General features: G+C 46.9%; 19 protein-coding genes. 13 read left to right on the plus strand and 6 right to left on the minus strand.

What is annotated here, in order from left to right; genetic code table 11:
- Positions 1–8 precede the first annotated feature (8 nt).
- The 4 genes from QUA23_RS01520 to QUA23_RS01535 all read left to right on the plus strand — a co-directional run bounded on the left by QUA23_RS01520 (position 9) and on the right by QUA23_RS01535 (position 4,555).
- Positions 9–263 carry a hypothetical protein gene (locus QUA23_RS01520; protein ID WP_333075610.1) on the plus strand — a complete coding sequence of 85 codons (255 nt, stop codon included), beginning with the start codon at positions 9–11 and terminating at the stop codon, positions 261–263.
- A 4-nt stretch (positions 264–267) separates the two neighbouring features.
- A complete protein-coding gene (locus QUA23_RS01525) occupies positions 268–1,968 on the plus strand; it encodes a CHAT domain-containing protein (RefSeq protein WP_333075612.1) in 1,701 nt (566 codons plus the stop codon).
- Positions 1,969–3,586: 1,618 nt separating this feature from the next.
- Complete coding sequence (locus QUA23_RS01530) at positions 3,587–3,997, plus strand: AbrB family transcriptional regulator (protein WP_172184952.1); 411 nt, start codon at positions 3,587–3,589, stop codon at positions 3,995–3,997.
- A 90-nt stretch (positions 3,998–4,087) separates the two neighbouring features.
- Entirely contained in the window at positions 4,088–4,555 is a 468-nt protein-coding gene (locus tag QUA23_RS01535; RefSeq protein WP_006634375.1) for a regulatory protein RecX, read from the plus strand.
- A gap of 101 nt (positions 4,556–4,656) precedes the next feature.
- On the opposite strand, the gene QUA23_RS01540 is transcribed toward QUA23_RS01535, so the two are convergent.
- Both QUA23_RS01540 and QUA23_RS01545 read right to left on the minus strand, forming a co-directional pair.
- Complete coding sequence (locus QUA23_RS01540; protein WP_333075614.1) at positions 4,657–5,172, minus strand: DUF4385 domain-containing protein; 516 nt, start codon at positions 5,170–5,172, stop codon at positions 4,657–4,659.
- On the minus strand, positions 5,169–5,594 hold the full coding sequence (locus QUA23_RS01545; RefSeq protein ID WP_333075615.1) for a DoxX family protein: 426 nt from the start codon (positions 5,592–5,594) through the stop codon (positions 5,169–5,171). Before QUA23_RS01545 ends, QUA23_RS01540 begins: the two co-directional genes overlap by 4 nt.
- Before the next feature lie 331 nt (positions 5,595–5,925).
- On the opposite strand from QUA23_RS01545, the gene QUA23_RS01550 reads away from it, so the two are divergent.
- The 7 genes from QUA23_RS01550 (at position 5,926) to QUA23_RS01580 (ending at position 10,212) form a co-directional block, all read left to right on the plus strand.
- Positions 5,926–6,201: a hypothetical protein gene (locus QUA23_RS01550; protein WP_333075616.1), complete on the plus strand. Its 276-nt coding sequence runs from the start codon at positions 5,926–5,928 to the stop codon at positions 6,199–6,201.
- A 282-nt stretch (positions 6,202–6,483) separates the two neighbouring features.
- A complete protein-coding gene (locus QUA23_RS01555) occupies positions 6,484–6,975 on the plus strand; it encodes a DUF4168 domain-containing protein (protein WP_333075618.1) in 492 nt (163 codons plus the stop codon).
- Between the two features lie 444 nt (positions 6,976–7,419).
- Entirely contained in the window at positions 7,420–7,857 is a 438-nt protein-coding gene (gene ureE / locus QUA23_RS01560) for an urease accessory protein UreE (RefSeq protein WP_333075619.1), read from the plus strand.
- A gap of 116 nt (positions 7,858–7,973) precedes the next feature.
- Positions 7,974–8,687 carry an urease accessory protein UreF gene (locus QUA23_RS01565; RefSeq protein WP_333075620.1) on the plus strand — a complete coding sequence of 238 codons (714 nt, stop codon included), beginning with the start codon at positions 7,974–7,976 and terminating at the stop codon, positions 8,685–8,687.
- 23 nt (positions 8,688–8,710) lie between these two features.
- Positions 8,711–9,307: an urease accessory protein UreG gene (ureG, locus tag QUA23_RS01570; RefSeq protein ID WP_333075621.1), complete on the plus strand. Its 597-nt coding sequence runs from the start codon at positions 8,711–8,713 to the stop codon at positions 9,305–9,307.
- Between the two features lie 55 nt (positions 9,308–9,362).
- Positions 9,363–9,815: a type II toxin-antitoxin system antitoxin SocA domain-containing protein gene (locus tag QUA23_RS01575; RefSeq protein ID WP_333075622.1), complete on the plus strand. Its 453-nt coding sequence runs from the start codon at positions 9,363–9,365 to the stop codon at positions 9,813–9,815.
- Complete coding sequence (locus tag QUA23_RS01580) at positions 9,799–10,212, plus strand: hypothetical protein (protein ID WP_333075623.1); 414 nt, start codon at positions 9,799–9,801, stop codon at positions 10,210–10,212. The genes QUA23_RS01575 and QUA23_RS01580 overlap by 17 nt, the downstream gene beginning before the upstream one ends.
- Before the next feature lie 38 nt (positions 10,213–10,250).
- Here QUA23_RS01580 and murG read toward each other — a convergent pair whose 3' ends face one another.
- A complete protein-coding gene (gene murG / locus QUA23_RS01585) occupies positions 10,251–11,315 on the minus strand; it encodes an undecaprenyldiphospho-muramoylpentapeptide beta-N-acetylglucosaminyltransferase (protein WP_333075624.1) in 1,065 nt (354 codons plus the stop codon).
- A gap of 221 nt (positions 11,316–11,536) precedes the next feature.
- On the opposite strand from murG, the gene QUA23_RS01590 reads away from it, so the two are divergent.
- Entirely contained in the window at positions 11,537–12,442 is a 906-nt protein-coding gene (locus QUA23_RS01590; protein WP_333075625.1) for a nuclear transport factor 2 family protein, read from the plus strand.
- A gap of 180 nt (positions 12,443–12,622) precedes the next feature.
- Positions 12,623–13,411 carry an SDR family oxidoreductase gene (locus tag QUA23_RS01595; protein WP_333075626.1) on the plus strand — a complete coding sequence of 263 codons (789 nt, stop codon included), beginning with the start codon at positions 12,623–12,625 and terminating at the stop codon, positions 13,409–13,411.
- Between the two features lie 1,086 nt (positions 13,412–14,497).
- Here the strand turns inward: QUA23_RS01595 and QUA23_RS01600 are convergent.
- From QUA23_RS01600 to QUA23_RS01610, 3 genes are read right to left on the minus strand one after another with little or no spacing between them, the layout of a single operon-like run.
- Positions 14,498–14,719 (minus strand): hypothetical protein, encoded by a 222-nt coding sequence (locus QUA23_RS01600; protein WP_333035640.1) that lies wholly within the window; start codon positions 14,717–14,719, stop codon positions 14,498–14,500.
- The gene (locus tag QUA23_RS01605) at positions 14,716–16,485 is read right to left on the minus strand and encodes a S8 family peptidase (RefSeq protein WP_333075627.1); all 1,770 of its coding nucleotides are present in this window, start codon (positions 16,483–16,485) and stop codon (positions 14,716–14,718) included. The genes QUA23_RS01600 and QUA23_RS01605 overlap by 4 nt, the downstream gene beginning before the upstream one ends.
- Before the next feature lie 49 nt (positions 16,486–16,534).
- Positions 16,535–16,690: a hypothetical protein gene (locus tag QUA23_RS01610; protein ID WP_333075628.1), complete on the minus strand. Its 156-nt coding sequence runs from the start codon at positions 16,688–16,690 to the stop codon at positions 16,535–16,537.
- Between the last annotated feature and the right edge of the window lie 49 nt (positions 16,691–16,739).

The raw sequence follows: 16,739 nt of genomic DNA on the forward strand, positions 1-16,739 counted from the left end.
GGTGCAAAATGTTAAAGATAGCAAGATTGGAGAAAATTCGGCTTTCACCGAGCCACAGGGCAATCAAAACTAATAAACTGTTATTAAAGTACAACTTTTATATCCTCAAAGTGTTTGAACAAATATATATGACCCCAGCGATCGCCCGATCGGGGGAAGCGCATTCAGAAACTTTGATTGGAAGAGTAAAAATTATTTTGCCGGTCGCTATTGCTAGCCACAAAAACACAGGCAAATTCAGAATTAAGGCGGGAGGGCGCTAAATCGGTGAGCCAAGAATTTCAACTCTCAGTCACCCCTGTTGGGGACGACGAATATCTAGTGCGGACAGAAAGGGTTGCACCCGGTGTACCCTTAGCCGAACAACAAGTCCGGTGGCCGATCGACGAATGGCTTGCACTGTCTGCTCAACTGATGAACGACCCGCTGGTGGGCTTGCTCCAGGGAAAAGCAGTACAAGGAACCAATTTTGCTGGTCGCGGCCTCTCCCGTTCGGGAAACAACTCAGCGCCGAATTTAGTAGCACTGGGGCAACAATTATACAGCGGGCTGTTTCAAGGAAATTTGCGCGATAGCTGGACTTGCGCTCAAGGCATCGCCCAGCACCGCCGAGAAGTGCTGCAACTGCGACTCGGACTCAAAGGCCGGCGCTTGCCACGACTGCCGTGGGAAGTTCTGCACGCCGGCGATCGCCCTTTGGCAACCGGCACCGATGTCGTGTTTTCTCGCTACCAACCAGGTACAAGTTTGTTCAAACAAACCCGGATAGTGCCTAGTAGCGGGCCACTAAAAATTTTAATGGCGATCGCCTCTCCGAGCGATCGAGACAGCTTGCAGCTCAAGCGAGAAGTGCTCCACCTGCAACAAGAACTGCAAAACCGCACCGCTAATCCTCTCAAAAACAGCCCCCATTCCCCGGAAATTCAACTGACTATTCTCGAACAGCCCGATCGAGAACAACTTACCCAAGCCCTAGAACAAGGACACTACCAAGTCCTGCACTACGCAGGCCACAGCAACTTAGGTTCCAGAGGTGGGGAACTCTACCTAGTCAGCAGCCGCACCGGCTTAACCGAAACCTTGAGTGGCGACGACTTAGCTGGATTGCTGGTTAACAACGGTATTCAGATGGCCGTGTTCAACTCCTGCCGCGGCGCCTACGGCGACCCTTCAGACCTGGCGGACGACAGCCCGGAACGGAACTTAACCGAAGCTCTAGTGAAGCGGGGCATTCCGGCGGTGCTAGCAATGGCAGAAAGCATCCCCGACGATGTAGCCCTAACTTTGACGCGGTTGTTTTACCGCAACCTCAATCAAGGCTATCCAGTCGATCTGAGCCTGAGCCGGGCCAGAGCTGGGCTAATTTCTGCCTACGGTTCTCACCAGCTATACTGGGCTTTGCCCATTCTCTACCAGCACCCGGATTTTGACGGCTATCTGATCGGTGGCCCAGCCCACAGCGCGACATCCGGGTCTCGGGTGCAAATAATCGCGTCGGGAACCCAGCCGGCTCTGGCGGGTACAGAATGGAGTGCGCCACCTTCACTCTCGGCGATCGCCCAATACCCGCCAATGCCAGCCAATCGATCGCATGAGTCAGACAGTTCTGACGGCGAAGTCTGGGAATATTTTCCTGACCAATTAAAAGAGCGCAAGGATTGGGTTCACCAGAACGATCGAGCCGATGCTACTAATTCACCGAACTCAGCGACGGCTTCGCAGTCCTCTATTCCTAATTCTGAGTGTTCGGCGATCCAAGCAACTCGCGCGGCTGAACCAACTCAAAAACCGTTAAAAAAACCGGGGTTGAAAAAATCTGTCGCCCTGATGCTTTGCTTGTTGCCCGTTGCTTTGAGTGCTGGCTTTTTTGGGTGGAGGTACTCGCACCAGCGAGATACGAAACCTGAAGAGTTACTGCCGGCGGTACGGACTCCCCTGTCGCAAAATTACCTGCAACAACGCCACTAAAAGCGGTCGCCCACTGCAATGCCGAATTTAGACCCTTTTGGCCTAGCTCCAAACTGGGTGAGGTTTTTGCTGACCATTCGCGATCGGCTGCCGGTGGAAAAGCGAGCGAAAGTATGTTGCTCGATCGAATCTCGGACTTACCTTCATTAAGCCGGTTTTTACCGAAAATAAGGAGCAGCGCAACCCAGCATCGAGGAAGAAACCGGGTTTCTCGTCGTGAGAGGAACTCCGGGACTGTTTGATATAGAATTCGTCAGTCGATTGTAGATTTTCGACTTGGGCTTGAGCCCTGAGTCGAAGGACTTGAGATTTTAAATTTACTCCACAGATAAATCTGGAAACTGGAACAAAACTATAAAATTTTGATCTCTCCCCGACAGGAGTCGGTGGCTTGTATGCGTTTTTGAGCGGGCTGATTCGGCAGCAGGAGCATTCGTCATTCGGCACAAGACAAAAGCCAGAGTTGCAACCATTAAGAACGTCCTCACCGTCAGCGCGCTTGCTATATTTCACAATTATTAATTATGGAAGCGGCTGTGAGTTTGACGCGCCCCTCCAGTTGGTGCATAAATTTTGAGAGTCTGGCAGTTTACAGGCCACCAGTGGAAACCAAGACATTTCCATCGAAAGTCCATGTCGGGAACCGCTGCTAATTTGTAGTGCATCAAACATTTAAGCAGTTGTGCATTTAACTCGGTCTTTTTCAATTCCCCTGTGGAAATAACCTCAAATTCTCTGGCTTGTGGCCGGAGGAGGAAGATTTTTCCGAGTTCCCCCTAGATATCTACTGATTCGTGGCGAAGTGTTAAGAGCCGCGAAGCAATTTCGCCCGCTCAAAACTATTCCCCTCTTAGTGGCTGCCCGATGTTTCTGCCGCCGCGCCCATTGAGTCTGATTTTAGCTTAAACCCGTTCAACGAAGATGTGAAATTTCCTTCAATTTTTACCGGATTGCCTTCCCCAGACTGCGTTCTGTGGAAGTTATATGCCCAACACCTTAATAGAAGATTGCTCGTTGGTATTTGGGGTTTTGAGGGGATTTCCAGCCCAAAAAGTAGGGTTTATACCATTTTAGATTTTAGATTTTAGATTTTAGATTGAAGAATTGGGAATGACTTATTCCATAAGGGTTTGGAGCTTGCCTACAGTTGGATTCTTTTTGTAAACTGGTTTTGCAAGTAGCTGGCAGCGGCATCGAGAACAAGTGCTGCCTCCCCTTGTTGAGGTAAAAGTTAACCCCGGCAGGTAAATGCTTTCGCCAGATTTGCAGCGGACGCGCTCTAGGTATTTCGATTCATGGCTGTCTTGTTTTTACCTTGACCACAGACTCGATCGGGGATTGGTGAATGCAGGGAACAGACTTTACTGTAAAAAAGTAAAGCATTTAATTTGCGACAATAATTCCCCGCGCGATCGCTCCGAGGCTTACGCAAGCATTTGGGCCACAAGCAGCAAATTGATCGCCCTTCGAGCATCCTTACTTCTACCCCCCGTCTTGAAACCGCAGAAATTTATCCAGAATCTTAAATATTGAGAATTATTAGTATTGACAGTGAAACAAAGTTAATCTAATGTGTTGTAATTGATATAAGTAAAGTCCAATAAGCGAGGTACGGTCAATGGCAGAAACAGCTACAGCACCCTTAACAGGAAAAGGTCTGCTTCAAAAAATCAAAGGCAGTGATTTGCCACGCAGAGAACTTGCAAAGCTTTGCGGCTACTTCACTGTCAGCAAAAGTGGAGAAACCCGGATTAATCTGGCTGAGTTTTACGATGCAGTGTTAGCTGCTAAGGGCATTGAGCTAGAGAAGTCGAAAGCAGACGGACGCGGACGAGAAGCGAGTTATCGAGCTAGCGTTCACAAGAATGGTTCGATCGTGATCGGGGCAAATTATACCCAAGAAATGGGATTAAAGCCGGGAGACGAGTTTGAAATTAAGCTCGGATATAAGCATATTCGCTTGATTCAGATCGATGTGGACAGACCGGATGTGGATGTGGATGATGAAGAGGAGGATACAGAAGAATAGAGGCGATGGTGATGCAGTCAGCCGATAGCAAGGCGACTGGATTTGGCATTCGCTACACGAGTATTTGCGCGCCACCCTTCGATTGAACTGATGAGCTGTCTTGACTATTTCTATTTTCTCTTGTCCCGCAAAGACTACAGTGCCTCTGAACTTCGCAAAAAGGGGCAAGAGAAAGGTTTTGGCAATGAGGAAATATTGGAGGCGATCGCGCAAATTCAAGACCGCGGCTATCAGTCCGACACTCGCTTGGTGGCAAACTCGATCGCCTCTGCAGCAGGTAAATACGGGAAGTCGGCCATCAAGCGCAAGTGCCTGCAAAAAGGAATTACCAACGATTTGTTCGAGCAAGTCTGGGAAGAAGAAATTGCCGAAAATCAGGACTCCGAAGCAGAAAAACTGGCCGAATTAAAAGCCAAAGTCATGCGGAAATACAAGATCGATACTTGGGGTAAAGCAGATCCGAAAACCAAGGGCAAAGTCTTGAATTACCTGCAATACAGGGGCTTTAATGCCTTTGAAATTTGGCGACAGTGGCAAACAGAAGAAGATGACGAGTAAATAGTAGGGCCACGCCAAGAGGTGCGGCCCAGATAGGCAAGCACAACTACACTGCTGCCGATGGGGCTAAAGTGTAAGTTCTGAGTTTTTGTAAATGTATGTCAATCCTCAGCGTTGACTAAATAAGATTCGTACATCTGCCGGTGTCTGGCTAAAAGCTCGAGATATTTCTCGTTGATTTTGGCCAGCATCCATTTTTCTTGAAAAATGGCGGCGGATTCTGCTTTCACCGGATCTGCTTGTAGGGGCAAAATATCTTTTCGAGCTGCGGTTTGCTCTGCTGCAGACTTCAGCTTCTGAGGGTTTTCCTGGTATTTTCGACCGCTTTTGTGGTTGGCGTAGCGACGCGATCGAGTATACCCCATCTGTAAGAACTTGCGGGCCATGTCGGCTCCCACAAAATCTTCGCGATCGAGATACTCTAAAAACAAAGAGTAAATTTTGCTGCTGGATTCCCTGGCAATTTCAGGAGTCTTAAATCTCCAGAAAGGCAGAATTTCTCCTTTGTAGGGTTCCACCAACAGCACTCCCTGTTCTCCTTTCCCTACGCGATAAAGTTCCGGGTGCTGTCGAAAGTCGATGTTCTTAAAATCCAAAGAGTAGTCGAACTGCTTCATTGGGCATTTTCTGTTCTATCTGGAACTATAGAAGCCCGGGGTTTACCTTCGTCTGGTTTGGTATAAACCCAAGCCCAAGCAATGAGGACAGCTTGAAAAGGCAGCCTGAACCAATACAGTAATTGGTTATGGGGAATCCCTTCTATCGGAATGTTGTTGACGGCTTGATTGATATTAGCTGGAAACACGGCAATAAACAAGGCAATTAATCCCCATGCCGCTGCCCTGCTGACAGGAGGAACTAACAGCCCAATGCCGCCCAAAATCTCGAAAAAACCGCTGATATAAACCAAGGCTTCTGGGTAAGGAAGCTGGGGTGGCACGATTCGGATAAAAGGTGCGGGTACTGCAAAGTGCAGCACGCCTACAATACTGATAGCTACTGCGAGAATAACTCGCCAAATTTCTTTTTGACTTTTCATGGGTAATCGGTAATTAATAATTGTTAAATTGCTGCGATAATGCTTGCCAAAATTCGCTATCTGCGATCTAGAGGGCCATAGAACTGAGAGCCAAAAATTCCAGCTTTCCGTGTTTGTCTACTCTTGCTGGTGGCTGTAACGATTTTATTTGGTAGAAAAACCAGGTTTCTGGGTAAGTCTCAGACAAATTTTCACAGCCCCAAACTGGAGGAAGCCAGAAGTGGAATTGAAGGTATGCCCGTTGACTGCCAAAAACAGATAGCGCGCATTTTGATAACAAGATTTTAATATCTAGGGCCCTGCTGCAGTCTCTATCTTCGGGTAGTAAAACATGATTTTTGTTTCGCCTCTGGCTCCGTCAGCAGCCAAACCAGCCGAAGATTTTCTCGATCGACAAATGCACCAGCGCTTAAGATTAAATAAATCTTCGCCCAAATTGATGAGTGCGATTGCTGCTAAATTCGACCTAGCCTTCCAGGTGCTTCCCTACCCTGCGGGAACCCCTACGGGGAACGGGAACCCCTGTGGGAAGATCTCTTTGCTAGCCCGTACCTTGATGAGACTAATTAAGGCGAGTAATTTGTCAATAACTTTTAGAATTATTTAATATTTGCGCTTTGAGAATTATTGGAAGAGGCAATTTAGGAACGCTCTGTAATTAAACTTACTATCTAAAGTTTGAATTTTGTCAACTTCCGACAGATGTTATAATGAATGAAATTATTGAATTTGCTAAAAAGTCGATCCTCGTAGCAACTCCCCAACCATCCTGGTGGAATTCAAAATAGTCACCAATGGCAGGAACTTTTTAGCAACCACATTATTCAAAAAGATTGAGCCTCCCAGCGCTGTGTCATTTTTATTTACACGCAATCAATCACCGACGACCATGAACACCTCAATAAACACCTCTAAATTTGGCATAAACCGGATGCTGCGACAATCGCTGTTGCTTGGCATCTTTTCCGCAGCAGCTTTAGCTAGCGGATGGGCGCCCGGTTTGTACGCACAATCCCCAAACCTCGTTTTCGGAGCTGCAGCCCAAGCTCAAGAGATTAGCAGCGAGGAAATTACTAGCTACGCTCGCGCTGTGTTGGCAATAGAACCCAGACGGGTGGAAGCTTTTAACGAAATTAAAGGAATGGCTGGGGGCTCGGTTCCCAGAGTAGTGTGCAACGAAACTCAGGAAATTAATAGGTTGTCTGGAAGTGTTCGCGGCATCGCGGTGAATTACTGCCAACAAGCTAAAAAAGTTATCGAAACCAATGGTTTGACAGTTAGTCGCTTCAACCAGCTCACTTTACTCCAGCAAGCGAATCCGGCAGTCAAACAGCGAATTCAAGCCGAGCTCCTGCGACTGCAACAAGCTGGCAATCAATAAGCTTGAGGGTTTGAGTCTTTCTTCCTCTCCCGTTCTATTAGACTTCTCCATAAAAGCTTGTTCAGGGCAGGCATGATGCCTAACCGCTACCTCCCCCCAACAATATAATATTGGAGGTTTAAATTGTTCGAGTTCCTAGACGGTAGGCTAAATTTTTTGAAAAAAGAGCGATCGTCTGCGATTAAGTGCTTGACAAAATAACATAAATTTGGTAATAAAGCCAGAACGGGAGCGGCCAGAGAGATGAATATTTTTCAAATTGCTGTAAATTGGAATGAGATATTGCGATCGCCAACACGATTAAGACGTTTTTAATTTCTCAAACATAAGCTGAAGATTGGAACTTCAGTCTTCCTTATTCCTTCGGCTATAAAAAACATATTCCTCAAAAATTCCTCAAAAACTAGAGGTCAAGTGAATTGCTCTGAGGAATAGAATATAAAAATGCTAACATTCACAAAACATTTGCCTGCAAATCCCGATGCTATTGTCAGCTTTACTTTACAAATGACATCGGACGATCGCACTCGCAGCCGCCACCGATTCGAGACGGAAACGGGGGAAAGGTTGCACCTGAGTTTGCCCAGAGGTACGGTACTGCGCGATCGAGATTTATTGCAGTCGGAAGACGGTAGCTGTTTGGTACTGGTAAGTGCAAAACCCGAACTGGTGCTGACAGCCCGCGCATCAAGTCCGCTGCTACTGATGCGGGCGGCTTATCATTTAGGAAACCGTCACGTAGCTTTAGAAATTGCCGACAATTATTTAAGACTTTCTCCCGACTCTGTATTGCAGGGAATGCTGGAAAAAATGGGTTTGGAAGTAACAGAGGAAATTGTGCCGTTTCAACCAGAAATTGGCGCTTACGGGCACAGCCATTAGATTTTAGATTGTAGATTTTAGATTTTAGATTTACTCCCACCAAGGAATCCGAGGGCTTATAACCAAATTAGTTTCGGTCATTCAAGAAGGAAGAAGTCAACAGTCAACAATCAACAGTGAACAATCAACTTTTATGTTTGTTACAACTAGCTTTTGCACCTGTGGGAGCTTATAGTTATTCTGAGGGAATCGAAAGTCTGGTAGAAACCGGTGCGATCGACAGCGAGATTACTTTGAGAAATTGGTTAGAAAATTCGCTGCAATTCGGGGCTGTTCGGGTAGAAGCCGCTGTGGCGGTAAGGGCTTTGAGGGCGGCAAAGATACGCGATTTGACGGCTTTGAATTACTGGAATGCTTGGGCGACTGCTACTAAGGAAACAGAAGAGTTGCGCTTGCAAAGTTGGCAAATGGGGCGGACTTTGGTCAGGTTGCTGCTGGATTTGCGTGAAGCGAAGCTATCCCGCAGGGAATCGCCCGTTGCTTCTGGGTTAACAACAAGTGTAAAAGATTTGGTGGAATTTGGCGGCAATCCGTGCAATTTTGCGATCGGCTTTGGCATTGCCGCCGCCAACTGGCAGATTGAAGAGGAAGCCGCCGTGTTAGGATATTTGTACAGTTGGGCTGCAAATTTGGCGAGTGCGGGCGTGAAACTGATTCCCCTCGGTCAAACAGCCGGTCAACAGTTACTGTTAGATTTGCAGTCTCAAATTAGCTGTACGGCGCAAGAAGTTTTAAAATTAAAAGATGATGAGCTTGGTAGTTGCAGTTGGGGATTAGGACTGGCTAGCATGGCGCACGAAACTCAGTACACTCGGTTGTTTCGCAGTTAAAAATCAGAAAATCTAAAATCGCTATGGGTGCTTTTCGTGTAGGAATTGCTGGGCCAGTTGGTTCCGGGAAAACAGCTTTACTGGATGCTTTGTGCAAAGCGCTGCGACAGCAATACCAGATTGCGGTTGTTACTAATGATATCTATACTCAGGAAGATGCACAGTTTTTGGTTCGGAGTCAAGCTTTGGAGAGCGATCGAATTTTGGGCGTAGAAACGGGAGGCTGTCCCCACACAGCCATCCGCGAAGATGCTTCCATTAACTTAGTAGCTATAGAAGAGTTAGAGCACAAATTCACTGATTTAGATTTAGTCTTTGTAGAAAGCGGCGGCGATAACTTGGCGGCAACTTTTAGCCCGGAGTTAGTAGATTTAACAATTTACGTGATCGATGTCGCTGCGGGCGATAAAATTCCGCGCAAAGGCGGGCCAGGAATTACTAAATCAGATTTGTTAGTGATTAATAAAACAGACCTCGCCTCTTTTGTGGGAGCAGATTTAGGCGTGATGGAACGAGACGCTAAAAAAATGCGCGGCGATAAACCTTTTGTTTTTACTAACTTGAAGACAAAGGATGGCTTAGCGTCGGTGGTTGATTTTGTGAAGATGAATGTCGCTTAGGGCTATCAAATCTAGTATCATGGAAATAAGCCGTTTAATGATGACCAAGTAAGTTATGCTGAGTTGTTATGATGCAGCCGAATACTTTTTGGCTCAGGCAAGTGAAGATGCTGGCGATCTGATATCTAATCTCAAGCTTCAGAAATTGGTTTACTATGCTCAAGGCTTTCATTTAGCTTTGTACGATAAACCGCTATTTCTTGAAGCCATAGAAGCATGGACTCACGGACCCGTTGTTCCTGAGTTGTACCATCACTACTATAAAAAGTATGGTACTGGTGCAATTCCATGTCCAGAATATATAGACTTTTCGATTTACGACGAAAAAACTAAGAGCCTGCTTGATGAAGTTTACTCTGTGTTTGGGCAGTTTGCTGCATGGAAGTTAAGCAACATGACACACGAAGAATATCCCTGGAAACTTGCTGCTCAAAATAGCGGAAAAATTACTCATCAATCCCTGAAAAAATACTTCAAGACTCAACTCAATTGTGAAGAAGCATCTTAAGGCAAATCAACGCCAAGAAAAAGGGAAAAGGATTTCACCTAGAGAAATTGTTGATTTACCGCCAGAGCAGCAGTCACCTCTATTTTCTTTGCGGTACATGAATAAAGATTACTCTCTTGCTCAATGTACAAAAGATGAAAAGGCAGCTTTTGCAGATACGCTGTACAAATTAAGTCAGCTTACCTGGAGTCAGATTAATGCTTCTAGCCGTCACGGATCGGGCTACGAGAAGATAGCCCGAAGTGCCATTAGATCGCCTATTCCCAGCCATCTTAAGGATGATGTAAATTTTATTGCTTTTCGGTTTTGCGGGATGGCTCCGATGGTTGGTTATCGGGATGGGGCTGTGTTTTATGTTATTTGGTTGGACAGGGATTTTACGCTTTACCCTCATTAAAAAGAACTCGTTAAATTAGTGGCGGTGTCCAATTTTCGCTACCGCACTACCAATTCCCTGACCAAATTAGCCAAACGTTCTGTACTGTCTGTCACCGCTAATTCAGAAGCTGCTTGAGACATTTTTTCCAAATAGTCGGAATCTCTTAACAAATACAAAACTTTGCTTTGCAATACCTCTGGGGTTAGTTCGCTTTGACGGAATACCACGGCGGCGCCGGCTTTAGCAAATACTTCCGCATTAAATCTTTGGTGGTCGTCAGCGGCGTGAGGAAAAGGAATTAAAATAGAAGGTACTCCCGTCACTGCTAATTCTGTCAGAGCACTCGCGCCCGATCGACTAATTGCTAAATTTGCTCGCTGCAACAAACTCGCCACATTGTCGTAAAATGGCATTGACAAATATTGCTCGTGTTTCAAACTCTCAGCATCGGGGTCATTATTTCCGGTGAGGTGAACTACCCAAGCACCGGCATCAAACCAAGCCGGAGCACACTCGCGCACTAACTTATTGACTGCGACAGCACCTTGAGAGCCGCCCATAACTAAAATTACAGGTACATTGTCAGGAATTGGCAAATTTAGAGGTTGGCGAGTCAGGAATTGCGATCGCACCGGTGTACCAGCAACCACCGTTTTGGCGCGGGGTAAATGCTGGGCTGCTGCTTCAAATCCGATCGCCACAGCAGTGCACAAAGGACTAAACCAGCGCGTCACCTTCCCCGGAATTGCATTAGATTCGTGGAGAATTACCGGCAAACCCAAAGAACGGGCCGCTAGAATTGCCGGTGCTGCGATGTAACCGCCAGTAGTAAACACTCCCTGAAAATTTCCCGCTTTGAGCAACTTCCGCACCTGAAGGACCGAGCCGGCGAGTCCGCCCAAAATTCGCAGTGTACCGAGTCCAAATCGCTGCTGAAAGCCTTCAACGGCGATCGTGTGGAGGGGGTAAAGGGATGAAACTAACTGGGTTTCCATGCGGTCTGGGACTCCTAGCCATTCGATCTGACAGTCGTTCAACTGACTAGCGGTGGCGATCGCGGGAAATAAATGTCCACCAGTGCCGCTAGCTGCAACCAACAACCGGAGGGGGGCTTTTGTCAAGGTATTTGTTTCTTTTTTTACAAGTACAAGTTCCACAGGTCGATCAATTTTATATTTGAGGTTTTAGATTATTATGCTTATTATTCCGGCAGTTTCAGCCAATTTTGAATCAGCCATCTAAAATTAGATTGTGCCGTGTCCCTGCTTCCGTTGTCAGTTTTCGTTGCAGGCGAACAGTTGCCCAAGCTACGACCCCTGACAAATAACCAAATTATCATCTAATGCGTAATTTTTTGAATTTAGTGCCAAGTGCATCTCAGTATTTTTCCAGCCGTCGGGACAAAAAAACCGATCGTGCGATCGTTTTTGGCTTTAACTGCAGGCAGTCGATCGCTCCAATGTTGTTATGTTTAACAGTGGTAAGTGCTGGCGTGCTGCATCCTAGTGCGGCAAGAGCGATCGGTGCGATCGCGGCGACTCCCCGAACGATCGCCCAAACCCCTGCAAATGCGCCTGCCCCACTCACAAAAGTGCTAACAGAAATTGACGCAGCGGCCAACCGGCGCGATGTCAAAGCAGTTATGGCATTTTACAGCCCGAGTTTCACTCATTCTGACGGCTTAAACAGCCAAAGCATGGAAAAAGCCCTCATCCAACTCTGGGATCGATATCCGAGTTTAAATTACCGCACCGAGATCAAATCTTGGAAAACCGAAGGTAGCGCGATTCTCGCAGAAACCATAACTACAATTGCCGGCACTCAAAAAAAGGATGGCAGAGAATTAACTCTCAAAGCTACCATCCGTTCCCAGCAGCGCTTTGAAGGTGAAAAAATAGTTAGTCAAGAGATTTTAGCAGAACAAACTCAGCTTAGTTCGGGGCAAAATCCTCCCACAGTTCAAGTGAATTTTCCGGATCAAGTTAAGGTGGGCGAAGAGTACCATTTTGATGCCATTGTGCGAGAGCCGATCGGCGATGATATTTTAATAGGGACTGTTTTGGAGGAACCCATTAGCGAAAAAACCTTTTTTAATCCCTCAGAAGTCGAGCTGGAGTTGCTAAATTCCGGGGGAATTTTTAAAGTAGGTAAAGCTCCGGCTACGCCCGAGAATCGGTGGGTTTCAGCAGTTTTGATGCGACAAGGCGGGATTGCAACAGTTAGTGTGCGATTGCGGGTTGTCAAATAATAAAATAGGTGTTATGGGTTATTTGGGTAATTTCTGTAGTGGCGGTTTAAGTAAAATTTCTAACACCAATGAGAGAACAAGTTAAACCTGCCTCTACAATAATGATGGTTGATTGACCAGACTTAATCTTATACCAACTAAAATTTTTTCCCTCTTCCCTCTTCCTTCTGATTATTAAAAATGATTTCTATCCAAAACCAAATTGTTTTCATTACAGGTGCGAGTAGCGGTATCGGAGCAGCCTGTGCCAAGATATTCGCCAAAGGAGGAGCCAAACTAATTTTAGCAGCCCGCCGCCTTGAAAAGCTCGATCGACTGGCAAACGAACTTGTAGAAACAAAATTGATTGCGTCGGCGAACGAGATTTATTTGCTAGAATTGGACGTGCGCGATCGCCTGCAAGTGGAATCGGCGATAACTGCGCTTCCCGATGCCTGGAAAAGCATCGATATTCTGATTAACAATGCGGGATTGAGCCGTGGTTTAGACAAACTGCACGAAGGCAACTTTCAAGATTGGGAAGAAATGATTGATACCAATGTTAAAGGCTTGCTTTACATGACTCGCGCGATCGTGCCGGGAATGGTAAACCGAGGCCTCGGCCACGTAGTGAATATCGGCTCCATAGCAGGCCGCCAAGCTTATCCGAAAGGCAATGTTTATTGCGCTTCCAAAGCAGCAGTGAGAGCTATTTCCGAAGGGTTGAAACAAGACCTTTTGGGAACACCAGTACGGGTGACGGAAATAGAGCCGGGTTTGGTGGAAACAGAATTTAGCAATGTCCGGTTTCACGGCGATGCAGAAAAAGCCAAAAATGTCTATCAAGGATTGACACCGCTGACTGCTGACGATGTAGCCGATGTCGTGTATTTTTGCGCGACGCGATCGCCCCACGTCAATATTAGCGAAGTCTTGCTAGTTCCGACAGACCAAGCTAGTGCTACTCTGGTGCACCGAAAAGAGTTTTGAGTTTTTAGTGGTAATTGTCCGGATTGCGCTCGAATTCTCAGGAAGCTTAATTGGTAGATGCACCCTGATTAATTAACTCCCGACCAATTTTGGCCGGGTTTTTTTTGCCGATCGCACGTCGAGCAAAAAATTATCCCACATTCTGCCAAAGTGTCCTGAAAGAGGTGCTGTGAGGCGGGAGATTAAATTAGTAGATGCACCCTGATTAAATAACTCCCGACCAATTTTGGCCGGGTTTTTTTTGGCGATCGCACGCTGAGCAAAAAATTATCCCACATTCTGCCAAAGTGTCCTGAAAGAGGTGCTGTGAGACGGGAGACTAAATTAGTAGATGCACCCTGATTAATTAACTCCCGACCAATTTTGGTTTGGGGTTTTTTTTTGCGGTATCCAAGGTGATGCTGAAGAAAGTTTGAGTTTGTCCGGATTGGGCCTCCAATTCTCAGGAACCTTAATTGGTAGATGCACCCTGATTAAATAACTCCCGACCAATTTTGGTTTGGGGTTTTTTTTTGCGGTATCGACGGTGATGCTGAAAAAGTTTGAGGTTATCCGGATTGCGCTCGAATTCTCAGGAAGCTTAATTGGTAGATGCACCCTGATTAATTAACTCCCGACCAATTTTGGTTTGGGGTTTTTTTTTGCGATCGCACCCTAAACCAAGAATTTTAGCAAATTTTCCCAAACTGTCCGGAACAGGTGCACCTCGAACCGGAGACTAAATTAGTAGATGCACCCTGATTAATTAACTCCCGACCAATTTTGGCCGGGTTTTTTTTGCCGATCGCACGCCCTCGCCACAAATTTCCGCAAAGTCTACCAAAGTGTCCTGACAGAGGTGGTGTAAAGCCGGAGACTAAATTAGTAGATGCACCCTGATTAATTAACTCCCGACCAATTTTGGTTTGGGGTTTTTTTTTGCCGATCGCACGCCCTCGCCACAAATTTCCGCAAATTCTGCCAAAGTGTCCTGAAAGAGGTGTTTTGAGGCGGGAGATTAAATTAGTAGATGCACCCTGATTAATAAACCCCAGCCAATTTTGGCCGGGGTTTTTTTTAGCTCAAAAGCTGCATTAACCAATTAGGCTAAATCGCCTCAAAAGACTGCACCTCAAGAACCGGGCCGATCATAGCAAAAGTCATCACATCCTTGCGGACTTCACCTTTAACACTGACTTTCAAACCAGCTTTTTTCAAGTCAGAAGGAGCATCCTTAAGTTCGTAAGTTTCCCCATCTTCGCCGACCAAAGCCCAAGTACCGGGACCCAATCCTTTGCGTTCAATTACACCTTTGACAGTAATACTCATGCCGATCGCACCTCTGTTTTAATTGCTAAACGCGCCAGTCCGAAACACAGTAAAGCATTGACAATCAAGAATGTTTGTGATACCAAACCTGTGCCCAATCCCCAGACTGTGGGAGACACAAAAGCATTGACCGCTAAACTGCTGGCAAAACCGATCGAAATTGCGATCGCGATCCACTTCCACTGTTGATGTCCCAACAGCAAAGCAATCAAAATCCCAGGAATCAAAACGCTAGCAAAAAAGGGATTCAGCATACTGCTGCCATTAATTGCACCGCCGAGTTCGGGAATAGAACTGCCCATCACCCGCAGCGGCCACTGCGGCAAGTCAAATACAAACAAGTTCCGCAGGAAAAAGAACCCAGAACTACCAGCCATCAAGCCGCCGGAAAAGCCCCAAGTCCACTGGAACGGAAAATAATTCCGCAAAAAGAAAGCCAGCAGGTAAGAACCGAGCACCATTGCAATTTTAGGCAACAGGGCGACTGCACCGCCGTCAATCCAAAAGCGGGGGTTGAGATAGCCGTTATCGCGCAGCCAGCGGAAGAAATCGCGGAAGTTGATTTGTCCGCGCTGAGCTAGCTGAACTGCTGCGGCTGCGTCTAGGTGTCCTGAACCAAAATGGTTTAACGGATCTTCAGTCACAGTTCGGGAGGACTGCAAGAGTACGCTGCGAATTTCGTCTGGTTCTGTGATGCCGGAAGCCTTGACAAGGGCTGCAACGGCGGCAACGTGCGGAGAAGCCATGCTAGTGCCTTGATAGCCTTCAAAGACTTCGGCCCCTGTTTCCGGGTCGATCGTACTTTGCAGGATCTTGCCCATTTCAGAACCGCCGGGGGCTGCAATATCAACCCCTGCGCCGAAATTCGAGTAAGAGGCTTTTTCGTCGTCGGGGCCGAGGGCGGAAACGCCGATGACGTGGGGATAGCGGGCGGGATAGGAAGCGGAACTGTCGCCGGAGTTGCCGGCGGCTGCAATGATGACAACGCCTTTAGAGTGGGCGTAGTCGATCGCCTCTTCCATTAACTGACTTTCACCGCCGCCGCCGAGACTCATGTTAATCACGTCGGCGCCGTTGTCAGCAGCAAATTTAATCGCTTCGGCGATGTCGGAAACCGTGCCGCCACCGCTGCCGCCTAACACTTTTAGGGGCATTAAAGCTGCTTCGTAGGCGATGCCCGCAACGCCGTAATTGTTGTTAGTTGATTGGGCGACTGTACCGGCGACGTGAGTACCGTGGCCGTTGTCATCGTAGGCTTCGGCGCGATCGTTTACAAAGTCGTAGCCCGGTACAAATTTGGTTTCTTTTAAGTCAGCGACTGGAGTAATACCCGTGTCAATTATCGCTACTGTTGTGCCGCTGCCTTTGGTTTCGTTCCAGGCAGATTCTACGTTGATGCTGCGGAGATTCCACTGCTTGGTATACATGGGGTCGTTGGGAATCTCGAAAGCGCTGTAGACAAAGTTCGGTTCAATGTATTCGGTATCTTTAGCCAAATTTGATTTTCTCAGGGCGTTTAGCAAAGTGCGATCGCCCTTAACTACATATACATTGTCGGCCGCTGAGAATTCGCTGTTGAGTTGCGGTGCGACTTGGTACTGTTGGGCGATCGCATTTACTTCTTTCGCAATCTCAGCAGCACCCAAATCTTCGCGGAAATCCAGCACAATCGAGTCGTAAGTGCCTTGAGTAGCAAGTCCTGGGAAATTAGAAATCGCCCAGCCGAGCCCGATTAAAAATAAGCACAGAAGGAAAAACTTTTTCATGGCCGATCGTCCGTTTAGGGAAGGCGTGTTCACCACAATAACCCAATTTTCACCGCCAGCGCCAGTTTTCCTTGCTGCGACTTGTGGATATCTCCCACGCGAGCGTTTGGTAGTTTTCGGCAGTGGCTGTTGCTCGCTCAAAAATTGCTCTAATTTCTAGTTTAAATTGCAGAGCAAGTTTGAGGAGTTCAATTAATTGTATCATTAGAGAAGATGAGAAACTGAACAAGCGAGTATTTTCAAAAAGGGTATTG

The sequence above is a fragment of the Microcoleus sp. Pol1C5 genome (assembly GCF_036701115.1).
Lineage (GTDB): Bacteria > Cyanobacteriota > Cyanobacteriia > Cyanobacteriales > Microcoleaceae > Microcoleus.